Source organism: Aquirufa sp. Wall-65K1 (assembly GCF_054558475.1).
In genome coordinates this window covers 1-20396 of the sequence record NZ_JBPXKD010000005.1, presented here as the reverse complement: position 1 = coordinate 20396, position 20396 = coordinate 1, and the positions used below count along the sequence as shown (strand labels likewise).

The window sequence follows — 20396 nt, the reverse complement described above, 5'->3', positions numbered from 1 at the left end:
AGCAAAAAAAATCCCCGGTATTTCCGGGGATTTTTAAGCAATCGTTTATCATTTTATTTGTAAATCAATACTTTAACAGGTCCTAACAATCCGGATTCTTCCGTCTGACTGTTGGGCCGTATTAAAGGAAAAGAGGTAAATGTAATCTTATTAGCTCCTGGCTGAGCATCCCCTACTAAGCGATTAACCCAGGAATTAATTACTTTTATTTCGATGGTATTTTTACCCATTTTTAATGGCGATGTGATATCAACTACATAAGGTTTTTTCCAAAGAGTACTAACTTTGGTTCCGTTGACATATACTTCTGCCAAATTTTTCACATCCCCCAGGTCTAGCTTAATACTCTCTCCTCGAGCAATACTCAACAATTCATACTTATTACTGTAGGTAGCCACTCCAGAAAAATACTTAACACCTTCATTCTCATGCTTATTCCATGAGATTAGGGAATTCAACGTAATTTCAGCAGGAGCGCTTCTGTCTTTTTGGAATTGAACCTTCCACGGACCCTCTATCCCTTGCGTTTTGACAACTTGAGGCTTAGGGTAACCCATTTTTAAGGCCTTAGCTTTTTCATCAAAAACAACAAAATAAGCATCCCATGGACTAAACTCTAGGTTCAATAGGGTTCTTCCTCCTTTGATTTCATATCCAACCTTACTTATTTCTCCCGTTTCAGGGTTCCATATAGCAGGCACTTTACCCGATACTCGAAATGAAATTTGTGCTGAATTTGCCTGATCCGAACGACTATTCAACCAATAAATCTCCTTATCCGCCAATGAGCGATGCACATACAATATCTCCGCCTTTTGATTCGAAATTTGGACATCCTCAGCCACTTGTATTTGTGCTAAAATCTGCTTCAAATTCTTCCCAAAATGTACATTTGGCAATTTTTTCAATTGGGCCAATAGACTTGTAAATTCTTGTTCATTATCCGCTAAACTAGGACTGTAGGCTGGAGCTTGTCCAGCAATAGGCACTCCAGCTTGGGCAAATTTCAAGATACTCTTCAAAACAGATAAGGTCATTTGCTGAGCTGTAGGATCTAATACCAATAGCGAATATTGACCGCCTTGTGGATTGACCAATTTCCTATTACTGGATGAAATGACACTTTTTAGTGCCGTAGCATTCACAAAATCATATTCATAACCGGCCGGAATCTCTGGCAATGATTTGGTGAAATTGGAGGTAATATTGGTATTCTCTCCATAGTAATACAAGATATCAGCCACAAACTTGCCTTGCTGTAACATATACGAACTTCGTCCCAAATATTCACCCCAAACATGTGCTTGATCAGCCCAAGTTTCTTGACGAGTGAACCATTGCCCAAATGGCCCTAAGGTGAATCCAGGAAATAAATTATCCAAAGGCTGATGCACCGAAGTATGTATGACAAATCGGTTTAAGCCAGAAGCCATTTCAACATCAGCCGTTCTTTTCAAAGTCCCTGGGTGTGGTTTAAATGGATTTCCTACCGTAGTCATGGATTCTGCAGCCACAATATTCTGCCCATAGATATGAGCCACTGAGGCCGATTCTCGAATGTCTGCTCTACTTCTAATCTCCTCGTCAGCTCCTGGCACCAAAGCCCCCGGCTGCCACATAGCAGACATGGGAATATCTGATTTCCTCTTCACATCCATACCATCCGCTAAAAAGATACGTCCCGTTTCATGGGATTCTGTGTAACGTTTCATACCTCTTTGTGCCAAAACTTCTCCAATCAGCTCGTAATGATTTTCAACGATCATTTCACCAATGGTCTTGCGAAAATCCCAAAGAAATTTTTCACTTGATGTTAAATCCTGTACGATTTGACCAACTAAAACAGGTAACCAGGGCTTCATGTCATATCCACGCTTGGATTTAAAAACCTCCATCATAGCGGGTGTCCATGTCATATGACCTGCCTCATAACTATCCAATACCATGTGTGTCAAACCTTGCTTCCCCATCAAATCAGCACCTGTTGCATCTTTATATTGATCCAAGTAATTATTCAAATACCTACTTACCGCTTCTTTATCTATTTTATCCACTTCTAAGCCCGTAGCTTCTGGAGAAGCGGGATGGTTTTTCTTACCTGTCAAAGAATATCCAAATCGATAAATAAGCCACTCACCGGCTGGTGCATTCCAACTAAGGCTTCCATCTGACTTCATTTGGCTTGTCAAATCAATGACCTGCTGGGTAGTAGGTCCGCTGGGATTATAGGACATAGGTCCAGGGCTTTCCACCCAAGCTTGAAAACCAGCTTTACCTTCAAATAAATGCACTTTAGGGCTAACATGTACCCTAAATTCAGAGACTTTCGTGCCCTTAGGAGTCATATCAGGACTAGCACCGAATGCGGCCATAAAACCAGGTTCAGGCGCTAATACCTGATACACTAAACGTATAAACTTAGCCTTGATTGGACTGAAAGACAAGGTGGTTTGTGCCGTAATGGTGCCAGGAATGGCTAGTATTTGTTTAAAATTAATACCATCCATGCTGTATTGAAGAAACCTATTTTCTGGTCCACCCCTAAAAACAGCCAGTTCTCCGTATCCTTCATTGGCAATGGTAACCGCCGCAATTTCCTGAGCCTCTGGAAATTCGTATTGAATCCAAGTTTCCTCCCCCACCTTTTTAGGAGGTAGTAGACTGAAATTATGCAAATCTCCATCATTCAATTGTGCCAATGAAAAATTGCCTCCACTACTCGTTATGGTGGCATTCATACTTTCCCAAGCTTTATCCTTGGAGGGCACAGGATAAGCAATTACCGCAAAATCTTGATAATATTCAGGTACTGCAGGCGCTGGTTCAGGAGCCGGACCACCAAATCCTCCGGTTTCCACGGGTGTATTTTGCATAGGGCCTGTGACAGAAGAAGGGGCTGGAATTTTTCCTGAAAAGAGTTTTCCTCCACTGATTCGAGTCTCTGACCATACGTACTTTTTCATAGCATCCGAAGGCTTCACCCAAGGCCCACCCGTGACACTCCATCCAGGAGAGCCCGCTATGGCCATTTCCAAATTCTTCTTCTTCGCTAAATCAGCCGTAAACTTAAAGGCATCCTTCCAAGCGGGATTCATGAAGCTTAATTTTTCTTTCACTATGACTGGGGTCATTAAACTAGCATCAAAATTCTGAAACCCACCAATTCCCGTTTTCTCCATCCATTCTAAATCCTTTTGAATTCCTTCCTTACTGATATTCCCATTCATCCAATGCCACCAAACTCGCGGTTTAGCTGAATTAGGCGGGGTCATAAATTCTGACTTCATCGCGTCCTGGGCGATGCTTCCCCAACTCAACAAGAATAATGAAAGTAGGAGTAAAAAATTTCTAGGCTTTACCATGAATAATTCAGTTTTATAGAGGCAAAATACCAAAGTATGTTAGACTAACTATCATTATCCGTCCTAGGGATAATTCCACAAAATCAATCATTTTATTCAAATTGACAATTTACACGATTAATTTCATCGAAAAAATCATCGATTTCACCCTATTTTTGAATACTAAATTCATCATGAACTTTTCCATCAGAGCCTATCCACTTTCCCACCAATAAATTAGCCTCGATATCCAAGATCAAAGACCCACCCAAAGCTACTGTGGAAAATGCGGAGGATTTTAAGGGAAAGTCTCCTTGGCTTTTTCCCAATTGTCCACCTGAACCAGCTACTATGTATATTGTCCCTAATGGTGAAGTTTTATTCACCACATACCGATTAGGTTTTATTTCTTTGGCCAACACATGTTTCAAGGGGTCAAAGCTTGCGTTGGGGCCCAAATGACCTCGAATTGGCATAGTTCTTTCATAAGAATGGCTATGACCTGCCAAAACCAAATCCACCTGATATTGATCAAAAATTGGAACAATCTGTTGACGCACTTTAGTCATTTCCTCATCTGAATCTGTATTATGCGAACCTTTGGAATAAGGCGGCTCATGAAAATAAACAATAGTCCAAGGTAATTTATTCGCTGCCAAATCGCGTTTTAGCCATTGAGCTTGTTGACCCGTGCTGTCTGTTATGCTCGTTCCATCTTCAGAGGTCTCTTCGGAATTTATGGAAACGAAATGCACGTTTCCATAATTAAATGAATAATAAGCTTCCGTTCCCGACTTTAATCCTCCGGCCTCTCCTTGTGTTGGCATAGTGAAGTTCTGAAAATAGGCTAGTTTTTTAGATTCAGGATGGTCCTTATAATCATGATTACCTGGGTTAGGCCATAATTTGGTATTTGGAAAAAAATCTTCTTGATAAACCTCAAACACATTTTTTTGATACTCTACATCTTTTCCACTGCCATAGGCATTGTCACCCAACCAAATCCATGCATCAATTGGCTTACCTTTAACTAAATTTTTGATGGCATCTCGTACAAGTAGTTGATTCCTCGAACCCGTTCCAAAGTCTCCCAATGCCCAAATTCTTATGGCTTGCTTACTTCCTTTTTTCGGTAAAGTTTTAAACTTTTGTTTCCTCGTTGGTTGAACGGGTGAAATTGTATAAAAATACTCCTGATTGGGAACTAATCCACTTATTTTCAACTCATGTTCAGTACTTAAAACAGGATCATACGTTGATTTTATCTGTTTAGTGAATTCTTTCCCATAAATAACCCGACTATCAGTTGGAATATCCGTCCTCCAACGAATCACACCTGAAGTGCTAGTAAAGTTTTGTAAATAAGGCCCTCGAACAATTTTGGCATTTTGCGCCCATGAAGGAATGAACCCTAGTATAAACAGGATGAATAGGTTTTTCATAAAATAGGTTTAAAAACCTAGGCCAAGGCCTTATTAGCTTTGGCATAGGTAAAATCATAAAAATGCAAAGAACCTTAATCTACAATGGCCTGATGGATCAATTGACGCATTTTAGTGTGGTAATAAATAGTATGCGGATCCTTTTGAGTCAACATAATCGCAATTAATTTCTCTTTAGGGTTAATAAAAAAGTGGGTATTGTTGGCCCCAGACCAAAAATACAAGCCTTTATCTCCCAAAACTTGACTATCGGATACACTTTCTAAAACCGCAAAACCTAAACCAAATCCCTCTCCCTTACGATCTGGAATTCTTTTTTCGTACATATCTCCTACGTGATTAGAAACCATCAATTCTAAGGTCTTTTTACTTAGGAATTGTTTCCCTTTCCATTGACCGTCATTCAATAACATTTGGCAAAACTCCATATAATCTTTGGCTGTAGAAAACAGGCTATGGGTACCAAACCAAATGACATTTCCGGATGTCTTAGGTTGATTAGAAGTCAAAATTAAAGAGCCATCGGGCGAATTACGATGAACTTTTACGACGCGGGCAGCCTGCGCATCTGTTAAATTATAGCCCGTATTCGTCATTCCGAGTGGTTTAAACAACCTTTCCTGTAAAAAATCATGGGTACTCATGCCCGAAAACTTCTCAATCAAAGCCGACAAAACATCCGGACTTGCACTATAATTCCACTGTTTTCCAGGCTGACCAACCAAGGGTATTTTGGTGGCTTTGATGACTAATTCTTGGATATTTTTAGGGAAAGGCATTCCATAATATTTCATTCTAAAATCCCTATCAAGGGCAGTTGTTGCCAAACCGTGCGTCATTCCCGAAGTATGACTCAAAATTTGAGCGATGGTGATTTGACTCATCAATGAGTCCGTTTCTCCATTGGCTCCCTTATTCACATCTTTCGCTACCCGCATATTTTTAAATTCTGGGATGTATTTAGATACGGGGTCTGTCAAAAGAAAATGACCTTCTTCATAAAGCATCATAAAGGCTACGGTAATGATGGGCTTTGTCATGGATTGCATATAGAAAAGATCGTCCGTTTTCATGGCTACTTTTTCAACCGCATTGCTATAGCCAAATGCCCGATGTTCAACAAGCTTTCCATCTTTTACAATCATACTCACGGCTCCAGGGAGAATATGGTCATCAACTTCTTTTTGCAAAAAGGCATGGTATCGTTGTAATCGTTCCAGCGACATCCCCGCCACTAATTTGTCGGAGGACTGAGCTAAATTGAGGGAATTAAAGCTTATGCTAAGAATAAAAAGTAAAAGAATTTTAATTGCTTTCATGCTAGGTATAAATATGGAAGTGGAATAAGGTATGAAACTAATAAATATTTGGGGGAAATTCGATAAGCGCCACTCATCAAAATAAGGGAATGAAGTCCTAATTAATGAAATGAAATTGATACATTTAGTCTTCAGATCACCTTCACAGCATTATTATGAAAAATAAATTACTATTAATTTGGACTTTAGCCCTAGTAAATTCTTTTGGATTGATGGCTCAATCGTCCCCATTATATCCCACAGATTATTTAAGTCCGGAATTCCATGCCAACAGAAGAACGGCCTTGAAGGAGAAACTTACAGATAAAGGGATGGCCGTATTTTTTGCTGCTCAGGTACGAGTTCGTAATAATGACATCACCTATCAATATGCACAAAATAAAAACTTTTATTACCTGACTGGTTTAGATGAGCCCAATGCCGTTTTGTTCCTTTTCAAAAATCCGGTAACTGTATTAGGTAAAACAGGAACTGAATTTATCTTCCTTCAAAACCGTGATCCATTCAAAGAATTATGGACAGGGAAAATTTTAGGCGTGGAAGGCTACAAAGAAAAAAGTAAGATGGAGCATGTTTTCACAAATGATAAACTTAGCCCTACTACCTTACCTCTTGCGCAAGTTGACTCTGTTTATTCACTTTACAGAACTGGGGGAATTTTTGGGAAATATGAAAGAAGAGAAGAGCCATTAACGCGCATGGCAAATATGTTGGACAGTTTGGTGCTAGCTCAAAACAAAGCCATTGCTCAGCGATCTACCATGGCCATCATGAGCCAGTTAAGAGGAATAAAACAAGCCGAGGAGATTGCTTTGATTAAAAAAGCAGCGGAAATCAGTGTTTTAGGACATAATGATGTGATGCGCGCCATCAAGCCAGGTATGAAGGAGTTTCAAGCACAAGCCATTATGGAATACCATTTCAAAAACCAAGGTTCTGAATATACGGGATACCCAAGTATCAATGGCGCCGCAGGTAATGCCTGTGTCTTGCATTATATAACGAATTTGAAAGAGATTCAATCAGGCGAATTATTACTTAGTGATTGTGCAGCCGAATACCATGGGTATAGCGCCGATGTCACCCGAACAGTACCTGCCAATGGAAAATTCTCTGAGGCTCAGAAACAGATTTATGAAATTGTTTTACAAGCTCAAGATGCAGGAATAGCAGCCTGCAAAGCTGGTTTACCATTCTCTGGAGTGGATGCTGCTTCAAGAGCCGTGGTCAATGAGGGCTTAATCAAATTAGGTATTGCTGCCAATGAAAAAGAGGCTAGGAAATATTTTCCTCATGGAACATCCCATCATTTAGGATTAGATGTACATGATTTAGGCCCTAGAGTGCTAGCAGCTGGGGTGGTATTAACGGTAGAACCAGGTATTTATATTCCTGCGGGAAGTAATTGTGATAAAAAATGGTGGGATATCGGAGTGCGAATTGAGGATGATATTTTAGTGACTCAAGATGCCCCTATCAATCTTTCCGCTGGCTCTCCAAGGTCCGTAGTAGAGATTGAAAAAATGACCAAAGGAAAAAGTATTTTTAAATAAGATCCCATGGAAATAGTCTCCAAAATATTGATTGGATTGGTAGCCTTAGAGCACATGAACATCTTATATTTAGAAATGTTTGCTTGGGAAACCTTAGGCAAAAAAACATTTAAAGGGGCATTAGCTCCAGAATTATTTAAACCTACCAAAGGACTAGCCGCCAACCAGGGACTATACAATGGCTTTTTAGCCGCAGGTTTACTTTGGTCTTTTTGCATTTCAGACCCCATTTGGTCGAAAAACATTGCCTTGTTTTTCTTAGGCTGCGTGTCGGTAGCTGGACTTTTCGGAGCGATGTATAGTAAGGCGATTTTTTTCAAACAAGCATTACCAGCTTTTATTAGCCTAGTTTGTGTCTATTTTTTTCTTTAAAATCTAGGATAGCATAGTCAAAGCATATTCAATTAAAAAGGGGGCATTGCCCCCTTTTTACGAATAAGATATTAACGTAAATTATTCTTTGATGCGTTTGGCTTTCGCTTCAAACATCCCACTCAAAATATCTCCTTTTAAATTGTCTTCATCCACTTTGTTTAAAGTCATGGTAATATCCATTCCTTGCGCCTGGAAAAATACCTGAATCTGATTTTCTTTTTCCTCTACACTGGCATTCATGTCCGGATTTTGACCTTTAGGATCTTTCAATACTGCTGTCAATTTACCCTCTACACGCTTAATTTCACTGATCATTTTAGCATCTCCATTGGGAGTTCCAACGATGACCAATTCCCACTTCCCAGCAAAAAAATCTGGGGCTAATGTCGACTTAGAAAAACTTTGAAAGCTTAGCAATAAAGCGATCATGGCAAACAACATACTTACTTTTTTCATGGTTTGGATTATTTAGATGTACTATTTGGTGACTGTTAATTTCATTGACCCATCCTATTTGAATTAATTCTTATCTGCCTTTTTAGCATCAAAATCTAAAATAATCCCATCCTGAACAAGATCAATAGTTGTATTTAGCGTTCAAATATAGAAACAAAAACCATATTGTCTATTTTTTAGACAATAAATTTCTACTTTTGGGAAATAAGATGTAAACCTATGTCGGAAAGTTATAAAGGAATCAGTACTCAGAATTACATAGCTCAATTATCCATTGATTGTGTCATTTTTGGATATCAACACGGCACCTTGAAGGTTTTGGTTCCCAAATTGAATTTTCAAGTCGATTTCTGGGGACTTCCTAGTGGATTTATATACCAACATGAGGATGTGGACCAGGCAGCTAAGAGAATTTTGGAAGAAAGAACCCAAATCAAAGATATTTATTTAGAGCAATTTCATGTGTTTGGTAAAGCCGATAGAAACAATGCTGATTTCATGAATTCCCTATTGGCCCAAAACCCGCAACTTCAAGGTGCCCAAGAAGAATATGACTGGTTTATTCGTCGATTTATTTCCATAGGCTACTATGCCTTAGTCGATATTAAAAAAGTAAAACCGCAAGCGACCGCCATTGATGAAAAAATGGAATGGGTGGACATCAAGCAGCTTCCTAACCTGATTTTAGACGGGAAGGAGATCATAGCTAAAGCACTTCAAGCCTTGCGAATGAATTTTGATGATCACTTGGTTGGATATCAGCTGCTACCAGAAACCTTCACCATGAAGGAGCTTCAACAATTATATGAAACCATATTTGATAAGCCTTATCGAAGAAATAATTTCCAAAAAATGATGTTGGATTTAAACATCTTAGACCGACTAGAAAAACAATTTACGGGTGCCGCCCATAAGGCTCCCTATTTGTATAAGTTTAAGGAGATTTGATTTTAAATAAATGGTACAACATTACCATCCCTCATGTGTAAAATTTCGTATTCATAATCATGCTTACGTTTAATTTTATGTAATAAATCAAAGATTTCCAACTTATTTTCTATGGAAATATTATTCCCTAAAGTTATTTTTTTGATTTCTACTTGTGGAATAACTTCCAACATTTCTTTTTTCCTTAAATCAGAAACTTCCCTGTTTTCAAAAAAAGGATTTCTTTCTTTTAAGAATAATTTTGCAAAATATCTGACTTCTTGACAAGAATTGAAATCTTCATAAATAAAATAATTATCATGGACTTCCCATTGTGCTTTATAACTTTCCCAAAACAATCTCACTTCTTTTTCTGATTTGAAATGCGCCTCCTTATGAAAGACTAAAATTACAGTCATTAATTGCACAAAATTACTTGGACAAATCCCCCGGTTTGAAGACAAATAACTTCGATAATTGAGCATGACCTTTTTTATTAAATCTAGATTCTCAATACCATAAAGTATATTTCCAAACAAATAATTATGTACATCAATATTGGAAAATTCATATTCAATTGACACTCCTTTTCCTTCATCTCCATAAAAATTCCATAGATGGTGATCTGTTCTGTTTTCATGTGATGCATCACAAGCCGATAAACAAAATAAATTCGATTTATTTGAGTCAACATCACCTTTAAAAAAATTAGGAAAATCAATATCAAACACTTCACTAGCGGCAAATAATAGTTCATTTTTATCAGATAAGTTTCTGAATTCAGACATTCTTAACCAACCACAATCTAAAATTGAATTTAAGCTATTCAATGAAGTAAAATGAAGAAATTGATCTGTACCAGTATATTGATAAGGTGTTTCTTCAAAAATTGCACTTTTAGAAGCTTTTCCTACAAATGTATTTGCCTTGGTATTAACCCCTTTAAAGGTCATTCTAGAACTCAAATTCAATTTTGGAAACAGTGGCCTTAGTACCTCATTTACAAAATTCTGTATTTCCTCATTTTCCATTTCTTGGTATTTATCCAATTCATTTCCCAAATTCTGATTTTCTCTTAAATTCATTGCAAAAAACGTTTAAAGAAAGCAACATCGCTTTCATAATTAATAAACGTGAATTGTAAAAATCGTTTTATTTTCAAATAAATTTTAATTCAGAATACCATTAATTATGAGCTAAATTGAGCCATAATAATTAAATTGAATAATGAAATTTAGAAATTTTCATTTAGCATCTTTTCTTATAAACTTGTCATCAAAACACACATAAATCCTGCAGGATTATGGAGGAAAAGTGTTCAGCTATGGCGAGATATGGAAATTTCCCCAAATGAAAGAGGGGTACTTTGTTGTAATTCAAGAACTGATATTTGTGGGGATTTAAATGCCTTTTTTTAAGCTAAAATAAGGGCTCATGGCTTTTCATCTTGTTAAAACATATCATAAAAGAAAGGCTACTGTTTCCATAAAGCTTTTCGTTTGAGATAATAAATGCCTAATAAAACAATTGGGATAAATAATACAAGATATAAATATGTAAAATGGGGGTTTGCTTCAACGAAAATGCCACTAGACTTAAGCTGTACATTTGCTGTAAAATCATTCATAGAAGCTAACACCAATTGATTTGATTCACTTTTAGGAAAAATCACTTTAAAAACCATAAAATGATCCTTCAATAATTTAAAGCTTTGATTTTCTACCATGAAGGATTGGATATGCTTCGGAATTCCTTGAACTTTAAACTTTATATCCGTATGATGTCCTACATGAATTTGCCCATCTGTCAATACAATTGGATTCAAAAATCCAGCAGATATACGAATCGAATGGCTAGTGTATTGAATCAAGGCTCGCTCAAATTCATTTATCGAGTTCCATTTTTTATTTAACAAAACTGTTTGAAAAGCGTCAGATGACGCACTCAAGTGGGCAGTCCATCTCCCCTTTTCATCTTTTACCAATGCAAAAGTTGAAATTTGGGGTGAGTGCCCGTAAGTGTAAATTGAAATAAATAAAAATAGTAAAAATATGGGCTTCATTAATTTGCAGTTACTTCAACGCTACCTTGGGCACCAAGAAAACAACCTATAAAACTATTACTTCCTGCCTTGGCAACATGATAATGGTAACCACGGGTTGTATCATAATGTCCGCGACATGCATCTAGATTTGCCGGCTCTTTATTTAATTTATCCAGTAGTTCATACATACCAAAGCCGTCCATAGCGTAGCCAATCATAGCCGCATGGCCATCTGCTTGTTCAATTTTTTTGCTTTTGCCTGTAGCAGCATGATAATGATAGCCCGTTGCACCATTCACATGACCACCAGCATCGTCCATGGGTGCTAAGGTATATGCCCCTAAAATCGCTTGAGTTGGAGCAGGGGGATCAAAGTTTACACCATTGAAAGCAATCCCTATTACGGAAGCTCCCGCACCACCTCCTGATATCGAAGTAGAGGAATTTAACTTAATTGGCTTAACTGGAATATAATAAGTCATTTTGATATTAGAAAAATAGCTAGGCTGACATTCCACACAATAATTATTATACAGAGGATCTACATTGGGTCTAGCGGCTGCTTGGCAAGCTTCTTTGGTATTAGTTACCCGTATACTACCATCTGTATTGTACAATTTCCATTTGGCATCATTATAAAAAGTAGCCAAGTTTTTAACAAATGCCCCATCCACATCATACAAATTCCCTTTTTCAAACCAAACACCACCCTTAGTTGCGTCATCTGTCAAATTCGTAGGACACCAGGGACCCATCGCATGGTCAGAGGGGATTTTAGTTGTTGTAATTTTATAACATGTAGTAGTTGTACCATTGGAAAGCGTTTTTTCTACTTTGGTAATTGTTCCAACAATTCCAGCAGGAAGAAATAAGGTTGGGTCCACTTCTAAAATGACATCTGTCGAATTAGAAGGACTGATGTCATCTGATTGAGAACAAGCTCCGAATAAAATACATCCCCAAAAAATTAGAAGCGTTTGTTTGAGCATAGAAAATATATGTTTTCTCTTTTGACGTTTCAAATCATAAATTCCTTCGCGAAAAAAAAATTAATTTAGAGCGAAGAAAATAGGAAGCTCATTCATCTAAAATATAATGACCGATTTAGTAGAAGATTTAATTTCGGGGGATGAGTTCGCTTTTAAGGTATTGGTCAAAGATCACCAAAGCCGAGTATTTCATCATGCGATGCAAATCTTACGAAACCGAGAGGAAGCCGAGGATGTATGTCAAGAAACCTTTATTCAAGTGTATGAATCCATTCAATCCTTCAAAGGTCATTCTAGTTTAAGTACCTGGATAATACGAATTGCCATTAATAAGGCTTTAGAAAAACTAAGAAAAGAAAAAAGACGAAACCAGTTGAGAGAATTACTTCCATGGTGGATGCCTGAGGAATCTAAAAGTATGAGTTCGACAGAAATGCATCCTGGAATTCAATTAGAAAATAAGGAAAAAGCGACAGCGCTTTACAAGGCAATAGATTCCTTAAATCCCAATCAGCGAGTGGCGTTTACATTAATTAAAATTGAGGAGATCTCTTACGCCGAAGCAAGTGTACTAATGAACCTAAGCATAAAAGCAGTAGAATCCTTGGTTAGTCGAGCAAAAGAAAATATTAAAAAAGAATTAAGATGAAGGATGATCAGCAATTTGAGGAATACCTAAAGCTTATTAAAGACTTAGAAAAATGGGAGCTTTCAAGCAGCTTTCAAGATGAATTATTTACTAGAATGAAGGAGAGTGAACAAAAAAAATCCATTCGCTGGATGGCTGCAGCCAGCATTTTGGCACTACTTTTTTCCAGTATCATACTTATAGCTAATGAAAAAAACAAACAAAAAGTAGCCATCATACAACTGGAACAAATTTCGAAAACCTATGCAACAATAACTTTTTAGACCATGAAAAATCAATCCATTAAATGGTGGCCATGGGTGGTCGCTTTTATTTTACTCATCAATGTGGGAACATTGGTTATTTTTTGGATGAACGAGCGTAGATTAATGAATGGCCCTACACCTAAAGAACTAATTGCCAAAGAACTACAATTCGACGAAAAACAAAGAAAAGCCTTTGATATCATTGTTAAATCCCATCAAGATCAATCTGCTTTGATCCGACAAGAAATTACGAAAGCCAAAAAAATCTATTACCAAGTAGGTCCTAGCCATTCTAAAGCTATCAAAGACCTAACATTGGCATATGTAAAATTAGAAGAATTGAATTACCACCATTTTCAACAAATACGTCAAGTATGTAATAAGGACCAAAGGAAAATCTTTGATGAATTATTAGTTAAGATGATATCAGGAAGTAATTTTGGAATGATGGGACCTAGATCTAAACCATAAATATGATGTCGATGTTATCAGTTTTTAAAGTAGAGTTTTTTACATAGAAAAAATACTAAATCACTCAATCATCCTACAAACAAAAAAAGCTTCAGATTTCTCTGAAGCTTTTTCTTTGTTGGCGGTCCGGAAGGTGGAAATATAACGAATCTGACTGAACTCAAATTAAAGAAAAACGTCAAAATGTAATAGTACAGGTATCATATTGGTTAATCTAACTGAATCGATATTGTATCAAATAAGATGGTTCTGCTTCGGTTTTAGCGCCACCCTAAGCTACTTTATATGGTTTTAATTTAATGCAACCTGCATCTTAGGTGCCGGAAACATACATTATTATAAAGTATGTGTTTATTGGGTTTATTGACCATATTTAGTTCTTTTTGTGTAGCACACATCTTACTTTTTTGGTGTTCTGCTTCACAAAAGCTGCACAAATTTCAATTGGTAAAACTTCCTCTAGATTAAACGAAGTTAGGGGCAATTCTATAATACATTATTGTTTCTACAATAGTTAATTGTCTGTTATTCAGAGATACTTACAATAGCATTTCATGAAAAATGATTTCAAAATCAATTACAATAATAACCCTAGAAATTATTAAAATTGGCCTTATAAAGAATTTCAAAATTCTTTTTTAATATTCACTAAGCAAACATCTTCTATGTCCTTTCCTCTTTCTAAAAGAAAAGCCATAGGTTGGTCAACATTTATATTATGTTGGCAGCGATAAAACACTCCAAACTCATCTAAAACAGAATATTTATCGGATTCTTCATAATAGACAACTTTAAAAGTTCCACCAATTGCAATCTTAAATTGAGATACTTTAATAAATAAATGGTTATCACTAGATTTAAATTTGGATAATACTCTCATATTTTATTACAATTAAGGAGTTAAAATTGTAAATAAAGTTCTTTTTTTAACGGCATCTTTTTTTGATTTAATCGAAATCATGTTGAAAAGTTTAAGTTTACATCCACAGTTTGTGTGGGCTTTTGATTAACTCTTCATATTTTGAACCATTGCACCGAAAACAAGTTCCAGATTGAACATGTTTGTATTCCGGAAAGACTCCAGCACCATTACATCTTTTACAGGGGTGATATTCCAATATTACATACTCATACTCTTGTCTTGAATAAATTGGTACACTCTCATTTTGATGAAACTCCCAATGACACCAATTGCAAAAAGTTATTAATGCATTATCATCATAATTCCACGGCAATGTGCCTAATACATAATAATTATGATGGATTTGTAAATATCTAGACTTATCGTCAACAATTACCTTATCAGCAAAAATTAAATTCCCATCTAATTCAAATTCCAACAATTGATTTTTATCATAACAATACAATTCATTCTCATAAAAAAATGATTTTGACTTTCCACAATTTGAACAATAATGTCTATCACGATTTAAAATTTGATTACGCCTTAGATTCCATTCTGTAGTACTTAATAATTGTGAATATGTTGGTGGTACTTCGTCCAGGGTCTCTAATAATTCGAATAAATACATATAAAATTCATAAAATGGGTTTATTGACCAATTTTTATTAAAACCAATTAATGATTTGAACCCTTTAAAATAACTAATTAAAATAATTTAAGAATAAATTGACCTCATTATTTTCAGTTACTTAATGGACTGAATTTTGAGTGTCCCCAAAAAATACTAGTTAGAATTGCTACTATCTTCGTTTAATTTGGGGGAAGTTAAATCTCATCCTAATGACTGAAGCAAATTTTGAACTAGACCAATTCCCACAGGTAGGAAACCGGAGTGTTATCATAATGATCCCTACCAAGTTATTTTTAGATTGGTTTAACTACGTTTCAGATGATACCCAGCCTAACACATTAGGTAGATTGGAGTCAATTTCTTTCTTAACGATACCATATTAGTAAATCAAACAGCTAGAAGGACCTTGGCTACACTTTTGGTGGATGCTGGTCTCCCCTACCATCAAGTGATGAAAATCACAGGTCATAAGAAGTTGACTACCCTTCGAAAATATATTAAAAGTGAGGCTGATGTGGATGGGATGTTGGAGGTTGGTAATGGGTTGTTGAATTATTAATTTTTGATTTGTTCAAATAATTTATAATTAGTTAGTTTTTTAAAAGCCATGCAAATCTCCGTTACCATTTGATATATCCCTCATAATTATACTTTCTTCATCTATGTCATCATAGCTATTTATGTGTCTCTTTCTAAATGCGGTTGGAATTTTTTCTCTTGAAGATTCGATTATGTTTTTTATACGAGCAAGTTGTTCTTCTTCATAAATTCTGATTTCTTCTTGGGACATATATTTCCACCTTAGGTAACTCTCACGTGTCATTTTTAGTCTTGCTCTACTTTCTTCGTCTTCTTTAAACTCATTAAAGTCTAAATATTCACCTACATCGTCAAATCCAGCTTCCAAGGCTTCCTCCTTTTCCATTTTATCACGTTTATCCAACAATTCTCGACTTTCTGGGTTTAATTCAATAAGACCTAAAATTTTTAAACCTATAGGTTTGGGAGAATCATCTTTAGTATTCTGGGGTTCCTTGCTATCCATTTACGAATTTTGTCTAATCAGAATTTTGATGAATCTAACTATTAATTTTAAAAAAATCCACTGTTTAGGCATTGACTAATTCAAAAATTACCATAAGGGGGTAATTCATAAAAATAATAAAACATTGGAACAGTATTGGTTAATAAAGTCCTTTCTAATCATCATATGATTTAAATAACTCGTTTCAAAAAGTCATTTCACCTTTAAAAATATATCAAAAATAAGGCTAATGTAGAGGCCCATTTAATGTAAAAAGGATTATTGAGGCAACCATTCTATGGAAAATCCACTTTAAGCACCCCATTTTGCACCGGGCATAAAAAAAGTCTCTGAAAATCAGAGACTTAATTTTTAGTTGGCGGTCCGGACGGTGGAAATATATCGAATCTGAGTGAATCTAAATTTAACAAAATCGTCGAAATATAATAGTATAGGTATTATATTAGTTAATCTAATTGAATCGGAATTGTACCAAATTGGATGGTTCTGCTTCGGTTTTAGCACCACTCTCCCCTACTTTTTGAAGGTCTTAAGTGGATTGAAACTTCATATAAGGCACATGAAATCTACATTATGCCCCAATGGGTGTTTATTTGATTTAAAGACCATATTCAGGTCTTTTTGTGTAGCTATTTGATGGTTTTTGAATGATTTGCAATACAAGTACTGCACAAATATTAAGGTCTAAAACTTCCTCCAATTTAAACGAAGTTAGAAACCAATTCTACAATACACTTATTTTCATTAATTCTAAACCGTCTATTTTTTAGGGACACTTACACTTATAATGCATAAACGAAAAATCAAAGACAGGGATTTAATGGCAATAACGAAAAATTGCTATTGACAATAGTTTTTAACTATTGTCAATAATTTCGATGATATACTCAGATGGATAAGTAATAATAATTCCAGAATTTGTATTCGTTAAGATTTCAATTTCTTTTTCTTCTATTAATACTTTATTACTATTTCCTTGAAGATAATAACCACTAATTACGCCAATTAGGAATTGCTCCGATACCAATCCATTATGAGTAATGATTGGACCTCCTGAAAAACCTGGGTTATTATGTCCATCAAGTAAAATAGTAATTACTTTATCCTTACTTAACCTTCCAGACACAATTGCCTTTTTTACTAATGCAACGTCTCCAATTGAAGTTGAAGAACGTAAAAAATCATAAAGAGGGAATCCTAAAAAAATACATTCTTGACCAATATGAAAAGAACTTGAAGTTTTAAGTGATAGAACTTCTCCAAAGTGTATTTGTTCAATTTCTAATACAGCAATATCAACAATGTCAATATTATGAAATAAAATCTTTGCCTTTAAAGTCCTATTAATTGATGCCCCGGTTACCTTAATATCAACTATGTCTTTGTTAATAGAATTTGGAAATATGTGTTTCGCACTTATTAAATATTGCTTTGAATTATGATTAATTATAAAGCATGTACCCGAACTTTCTTTATGAAAAATTTTTAAAGTTGTTTCAAATATTGTTCTATTGGGAAGGAGCGGTTCTTTTAAATTCATTTTAGAATAAATTATAGATGGCTTTATTAAGTTATCAAACTCTGCTAAAATTACGGCTAATTAGCAAATATCAAAAAGACCTTGTGTATTCATCCCATTTGGATATTCTATCGAAGGTTTGTCTCGTTTTTACTATATTGACGTGCTACCTGACTTGTTACCAAAAACTGTCTAATTTTTAGAGACACATACAATTTTTAATAAAGAGTTATTTTTTCAAAAACAATCTCACAATCTCATCATCGGTCAGCAATCTAGACCAGATACCAATATCATCTATCTTGCCCTCTATACCCTTAGTACTATTGATTAGAGGATCTCCTCCTAATTTTAGTGTTTCAGTTACTTCTGGGGCATTGATAGCAAATGGGTCAACATCCTGTTTGTAAATCAACATCCCATTCCGATATACTTTAAATGTAGGGAAGGGGTAAGAAATGGTTCCTTCTATGACAGATACGGCAAAGAAATCCCATTGATTGGGAGTGTAGGGGATTTTGATGGAAATACCCTGACTAAATCCCATTTTATACTCAATCGTATAGTTATTGTCAATCCCTAAGGTATAGATCTTGATACCATACGTGGCATCTTTGGTTACTCCAGCAGTTTTTTCAGGTCTAGTATAAGTATTATTCCAAATACTAAATTGTTTCAAAGGGTCTGACTTATACGCCCAAAAACAATAAGTAGCCCCTTTTTTCATCAAACTGCCGGGAAATATTGCTGGTATTTTGTAGGATTCGCTAAAAGCTAAAGCACTATTGGCTTTGCCATTTCTATCTACAACTAAATTTCCTGCTTGGGATATTGCATGATGTTGGTTACCTGATATATCTTGCCAATTACCATCAAAAGAATAAAAAGCGGTCATTCCATTTTTAGTAGAAACATCCAAAGGGTTTTCAACAACAGGTGTGGGTTCTAAGTTTGATTTTTGGCAAGATGAAATGAAACCTATACTTAATCCACCAAAGACCAATATAAGAATAAATGAAATCCAATTAGTATTATTCATCATATTGAAAAATCAAAGGAAATATTCATTTAATTCAACTCATCCATCTCTTTAATACTATCAATACTTGCCTTCACAAACTTTAATTTTAATTTATAACTTTGAAGACTTGATTTTAATAAAATCATTCTTCTTTGTTCTGCATCATATTCATTGATTATATTTTCCGAAATCGGAAGGATGACACCTGTTTTTTTTCCTTTTAATTCCTTACTACCACTTCCATAAACAATTGAAGCTGTATCAACTGAAGCTACATAAATTGCAGCTGTATCAACTGCAACTGTATCTGCATTTGCTATTTCATTCAAAATACTTTTTATACTATCGATTGAATTAGTATATCTATTTCGAATACCTATTAATTCACTCAACTTCTCTTCTCTTAAATCATATTTACTTTCACAACTCGTAAATAGTAATAAAATCAAAAAGGTCCTCAAAAACCTATTTAGGTTGCTTTGGTACATAGGTCTTATTTCCATTGCTATTGTAATAATATTGTCCTCCCCTTGGTCCAGTTTCTATTGTTTGCCCAGCTCCATAATTTTGAGCTTCATATGAATAATCTTTGGCTTTATATCCTTGCTGTTGGTTATAAGGATTGTTATTGCCCTGAGTGGAGTAATTATCCAAATTAGTATTATTGGGTGAAGTCTTGTAATAACCTTGAACTGTAGAACCGTCTCGTTTAATGTATGGATTTACATAAGTTGAACCTTGAGAAAACGAGAAGTGACTAATTAAGCCAAATAGTGCAGATAAAATGACTTTTTTCATGATTAATTTAAGTTGATGTTAAATGATATATGTTAATATTTTAAAACTCAATCTTACATGCTCTTCTCCCTTTATTTTGAGCAACCGTTAAAAGTACTTTGGCAATTTGTGTGGAACATTTATTTAGACCTTTGCAATTTTCTGATCGATGGTAAACTTTTGAATTCGGTCCGTTGCATAGAAAAACATAATCTTCAACCGGTCTAAATTTCTCTTTACTAAATGATTCCTCTGAATTAAAAATCAGGAATAGAATAAATATCAGTTTTAATAAGGATTTCAAAATTAGTTATTTATAACTTCCAAGCTAGTTTAAATCTTCTCATTAAACTATATATTATATGTATTTTTATTTAATGGTTATTGGAAATTCAAAAACTTGATTTGTAATTAATAAATTATAAGTTAATCGATTATTGTAAAACGATTAAAAAATAAATTCTTCAATTTGATTATATAATTCTTGGTTGACCTATTTGGTAAGCTTTTATTGAGTTATCTTCCTCATCTGATTCTTTTTCAATGTACCCATCTGGGTTCATTGTACTAACCCCCTAATAGACTGGACTAAATTTTAAAAAGAGTTTAGAACCAATTAAATTAGGGAAAATGAAAAGAGAAAGAAGAGTATTCAGTCCAGAAGACCGTCTAGCTATTATTCAAGAAG

The 20396-nt window shown here is 35.2% G+C and carries 21 protein-coding genes; 7 read left to right on the top strand and 14 right to left on the bottom strand.

The window, feature by feature from the left end; all coding sequences use genetic code 11:
• Positions 1 to 53: 53 nt before the first annotated feature.
• The 3 genes from ACST15_RS09290 to ACST15_RS09280 all read right to left on the bottom strand — a co-directional run bounded on the left by ACST15_RS09290 (position 54) and on the right by ACST15_RS09280 (position 6102).
• A complete protein-coding gene (locus tag ACST15_RS09290; protein WP_459454379.1) occupies positions 54 to 3362 on the bottom strand; it encodes a glycosyl hydrolase in 3309 nt (1102 codons plus the stop codon).
• A 149-nt stretch (positions 3363 to 3511) separates the two neighbouring features.
• Complete coding sequence (locus tag ACST15_RS09285; RefSeq protein ID WP_459454378.1) at positions 3512 to 4783, bottom strand: purple acid phosphatase family protein; 1272 nt, start codon at positions 4781 to 4783, stop codon at positions 3512 to 3514.
• Positions 4784 to 4857: 74 nt separating this feature from the next.
• Complete coding sequence (locus ACST15_RS09280) at positions 4858 to 6102, bottom strand: serine hydrolase domain-containing protein (RefSeq protein ID WP_459454377.1); 1245 nt, start codon at positions 6100 to 6102, stop codon at positions 4858 to 4860.
• A gap of 155 nt (positions 6103 to 6257) precedes the next feature.
• Here ACST15_RS09280 and ACST15_RS09275 point away from each other — a divergent pair, with 155 nt between their 5' ends.
• On the top strand, positions 6258 to 7655 hold the full coding sequence (locus ACST15_RS09275; RefSeq protein ID WP_459454376.1) for an aminopeptidase P family protein: 1398 nt from the start codon (positions 6258 to 6260) through the stop codon (positions 7653 to 7655).
• Between the two features lie 6 nt (positions 7656 to 7661).
• Complete coding sequence (locus ACST15_RS09270) at positions 7662 to 8027, top strand: DUF1304 domain-containing protein (protein ID WP_459454375.1); 366 nt, start codon at positions 7662 to 7664, stop codon at positions 8025 to 8027.
• 81 nt (positions 8028 to 8108) lie between these two features.
• Here the strand turns inward: ACST15_RS09270 and ACST15_RS09265 are convergent, their stop codons facing one another.
• Positions 8109 to 8486: a hypothetical protein gene (locus tag ACST15_RS09265; protein WP_459454374.1), complete on the bottom strand. Its 378-nt coding sequence runs from the start codon at positions 8484 to 8486 to the stop codon at positions 8109 to 8111.
• A gap of 219 nt (positions 8487 to 8705) precedes the next feature.
• Here ACST15_RS09265 and ACST15_RS09260 point away from each other — a divergent pair, with 219 nt between their 5' ends.
• Complete coding sequence (locus ACST15_RS09260) at positions 8706 to 9434, top strand: NUDIX hydrolase (protein WP_459454373.1); 729 nt, start codon at positions 8706 to 8708, stop codon at positions 9432 to 9434.
• Between the two features lie 2 nt (positions 9435 to 9436).
• Here the strand turns inward: ACST15_RS09260 and ACST15_RS09255 are convergent, their stop codons facing one another.
• The 3 genes from ACST15_RS09255 to ACST15_RS09245 all read right to left on the bottom strand — a co-directional run bounded on the left by ACST15_RS09255 (position 9437) and on the right by ACST15_RS09245 (position 12446).
• A complete protein-coding gene (locus tag ACST15_RS09255; RefSeq protein ID WP_459454372.1) occupies positions 9437 to 10498 on the bottom strand; it encodes a hypothetical protein in 1062 nt (353 codons plus the stop codon).
• A gap of 389 nt (positions 10499 to 10887) precedes the next feature.
• Entirely contained in the window at positions 10888 to 11475 is a 588-nt protein-coding gene (locus tag ACST15_RS09250; protein WP_459454371.1) for a hypothetical protein, read from the bottom strand.
• Positions 11475 to 12446 carry a YHYH protein gene (locus ACST15_RS09245; RefSeq protein ID WP_459454370.1) on the bottom strand — a complete coding sequence of 324 codons (972 nt, stop codon included), beginning with the start codon at positions 12444 to 12446 and terminating at the stop codon, positions 11475 to 11477. Before ACST15_RS09245 ends, ACST15_RS09250 begins: the two co-directional genes overlap by 1 nt.
• A gap of 106 nt (positions 12447 to 12552) precedes the next feature.
• Between ACST15_RS09245 and ACST15_RS09240 the strand changes: the two genes are divergently transcribed.
• From ACST15_RS09240 to ACST15_RS09230, 3 genes are read left to right on the top strand one after another with little or no spacing between them, the layout of a single operon-like run.
• Positions 12553 to 13095: an RNA polymerase sigma factor gene (locus ACST15_RS09240; RefSeq protein WP_459454369.1), complete on the top strand. Its 543-nt coding sequence runs from the start codon at positions 12553 to 12555 to the stop codon at positions 13093 to 13095.
• Positions 13092 to 13358, top strand: a complete 267-nt coding sequence (locus ACST15_RS09235; protein WP_459454368.1) for a hypothetical protein — start codon at positions 13092 to 13094, stop codon at positions 13356 to 13358. Before ACST15_RS09240 ends, ACST15_RS09235 begins: the two co-directional genes overlap by 4 nt.
• Positions 13359 to 13361: 3 nt before the next feature.
• Positions 13362 to 13811, top strand: coding sequence for a hypothetical protein (locus ACST15_RS09230; protein WP_459454367.1), 450 nt, complete (start codon positions 13362 to 13364; stop codon positions 13809 to 13811).
• Positions 13812 to 14436: 625 nt separating this feature from the next.
• Here ACST15_RS09230 and ACST15_RS09225 read toward each other — a convergent pair.
• On the bottom strand, positions 14437 to 14691 hold the full coding sequence (locus ACST15_RS09225; protein WP_459454366.1) for a hypothetical protein: 255 nt from the start codon (positions 14689 to 14691) through the stop codon (positions 14437 to 14439).
• 97 nt (positions 14692 to 14788) lie between these two features.
• Positions 14789 to 15343, bottom strand: coding sequence for a hypothetical protein (locus tag ACST15_RS09220; RefSeq protein ID WP_459454365.1), 555 nt, complete (start codon positions 15341 to 15343; stop codon positions 14789 to 14791).
• Positions 15344 to 15752: 409 nt separating this feature from the next.
• Between ACST15_RS09220 and ACST15_RS09215 the strand changes: the two genes are divergently transcribed.
• Positions 15753 to 15905, top strand: coding sequence for a hypothetical protein (locus ACST15_RS09215; RefSeq protein ID WP_459454364.1), 153 nt, complete (start codon positions 15753 to 15755; stop codon positions 15903 to 15905).
• A 39-nt stretch (positions 15906 to 15944) separates the two neighbouring features.
• Here the strand turns inward: ACST15_RS09215 and ACST15_RS09210 are convergent, their stop codons facing one another.
• From ACST15_RS09210 to ACST15_RS09190, 5 genes are all read right to left on the bottom strand, one after another.
• Positions 15945 to 16391, bottom strand: a complete 447-nt coding sequence (locus ACST15_RS09210; protein WP_459454363.1) for a hypothetical protein — start codon at positions 16389 to 16391, stop codon at positions 15945 to 15947.
• An 856-nt stretch (positions 16392 to 17247) separates the two neighbouring features.
• Entirely contained in the window at positions 17248 to 17931 is a 684-nt protein-coding gene (locus ACST15_RS09205; protein WP_459454362.1) for a S1 family peptidase, read from the bottom strand.
• 208 nt (positions 17932 to 18139) lie between these two features.
• Positions 18140 to 18952 carry a LamG-like jellyroll fold domain-containing protein gene (locus ACST15_RS09200; protein ID WP_459454361.1) on the bottom strand — a complete coding sequence of 271 codons (813 nt, stop codon included), beginning with the start codon at positions 18950 to 18952 and terminating at the stop codon, positions 18140 to 18142.
• 26 nt (positions 18953 to 18978) lie between these two features.
• Positions 18979 to 19323, bottom strand: coding sequence for a hypothetical protein (locus ACST15_RS09195; RefSeq protein ID WP_459454360.1), 345 nt, complete (start codon positions 19321 to 19323; stop codon positions 18979 to 18981).
• A 73-nt stretch (positions 19324 to 19396) separates the two neighbouring features.
• Complete coding sequence (locus tag ACST15_RS09190) at positions 19397 to 19729, bottom strand: hypothetical protein (protein ID WP_459454359.1); 333 nt, start codon at positions 19727 to 19729, stop codon at positions 19397 to 19399.
• Positions 19730 to 20396: the final 667 nt, after the last annotated feature.

Coding starts and splice junctions, on each gene's coding strand:
- ACST15_RS09230 (WP_459454367.1), top strand. CDS start 13,362: ATGAAAAATCAATCCATTAAATGGTGGCCATGGGTGGTCGCTTTTATT.
- ACST15_RS09280 (WP_459454377.1), bottom strand. CDS start 6,102: ATGAAAGCAATTAAAATTCTTTTACTTTTTATTCTTAGCATAAGCTTT.
- ACST15_RS09205 (WP_459454362.1), bottom strand. CDS start 17,931: ATGAATTTAAAAGAACCGCTCCTTCCCAATAGAACAATATTTGAAACA.
- ACST15_RS09260 (WP_459454373.1), top strand. CDS start 8,706: ATGTCGGAAAGTTATAAAGGAATCAGTACTCAGAATTACATAGCTCAA.
- ACST15_RS09190 (WP_459454359.1), bottom strand. CDS start 19,729: ATGAAAAAAGTCATTTTATCTGCACTATTTGGCTTAATTAGTCACTTC.
- ACST15_RS09245 (WP_459454370.1), bottom strand. CDS start 12,446: ATGCTCAAACAAACGCTTCTAATTTTTTGGGGATGTATTTTATTCGGA.
- ACST15_RS09225 (WP_459454366.1), bottom strand. CDS start 14,691: ATGAGAGTATTATCCAAATTTAAATCTAGTGATAACCATTTATTTATT.
- ACST15_RS09285 (WP_459454378.1), bottom strand. CDS start 4,783: ATGAAAAACCTATTCATCCTGTTTATACTAGGGTTCATTCCTTCATGG.
- ACST15_RS09290 (WP_459454379.1), bottom strand. CDS start 3,362: ATGGTAAAGCCTAGAAATTTTTTACTCCTACTTTCATTATTCTTGTTG.
- ACST15_RS09220 (WP_459454365.1), bottom strand. CDS start 15,343: ATGTATTTATTCGAATTATTAGAGACCCTGGACGAAGTACCACCAACA.
- ACST15_RS09275 (WP_459454376.1), top strand. CDS start 6,258: ATGAAAAATAAATTACTATTAATTTGGACTTTAGCCCTAGTAAATTCT.
- ACST15_RS09250 (WP_459454371.1), bottom strand. CDS start 11,475: ATGAAGCCCATATTTTTACTATTTTTATTTATTTCAATTTACACTTAC.
- ACST15_RS09270 (WP_459454375.1), top strand. CDS start 7,662: ATGGAAATAGTCTCCAAAATATTGATTGGATTGGTAGCCTTAGAGCAC.
- ACST15_RS09265 (WP_459454374.1), bottom strand. CDS start 8,486: ATGAAAAAAGTAAGTATGTTGTTTGCCATGATCGCTTTATTGCTAAGC.
- ACST15_RS09210 (WP_459454363.1), bottom strand. CDS start 16,391: ATGGATAGCAAGGAACCCCAGAATACTAAAGATGATTCTCCCAAACCT.
- ACST15_RS09200 (WP_459454361.1), bottom strand. CDS start 18,952: ATGATGAATAATACTAATTGGATTTCATTTATTCTTATATTGGTCTTT.
- ACST15_RS09235 (WP_459454368.1), top strand. CDS start 13,092: ATGAAGGATGATCAGCAATTTGAGGAATACCTAAAGCTTATTAAAGAC.
- ACST15_RS09255 (WP_459454372.1), bottom strand. CDS start 10,498: ATGAATTTAAGAGAAAATCAGAATTTGGGAAATGAATTGGATAAATAC.
- ACST15_RS09240 (WP_459454369.1), top strand. CDS start 12,553: ATGACCGATTTAGTAGAAGATTTAATTTCGGGGGATGAGTTCGCTTTT.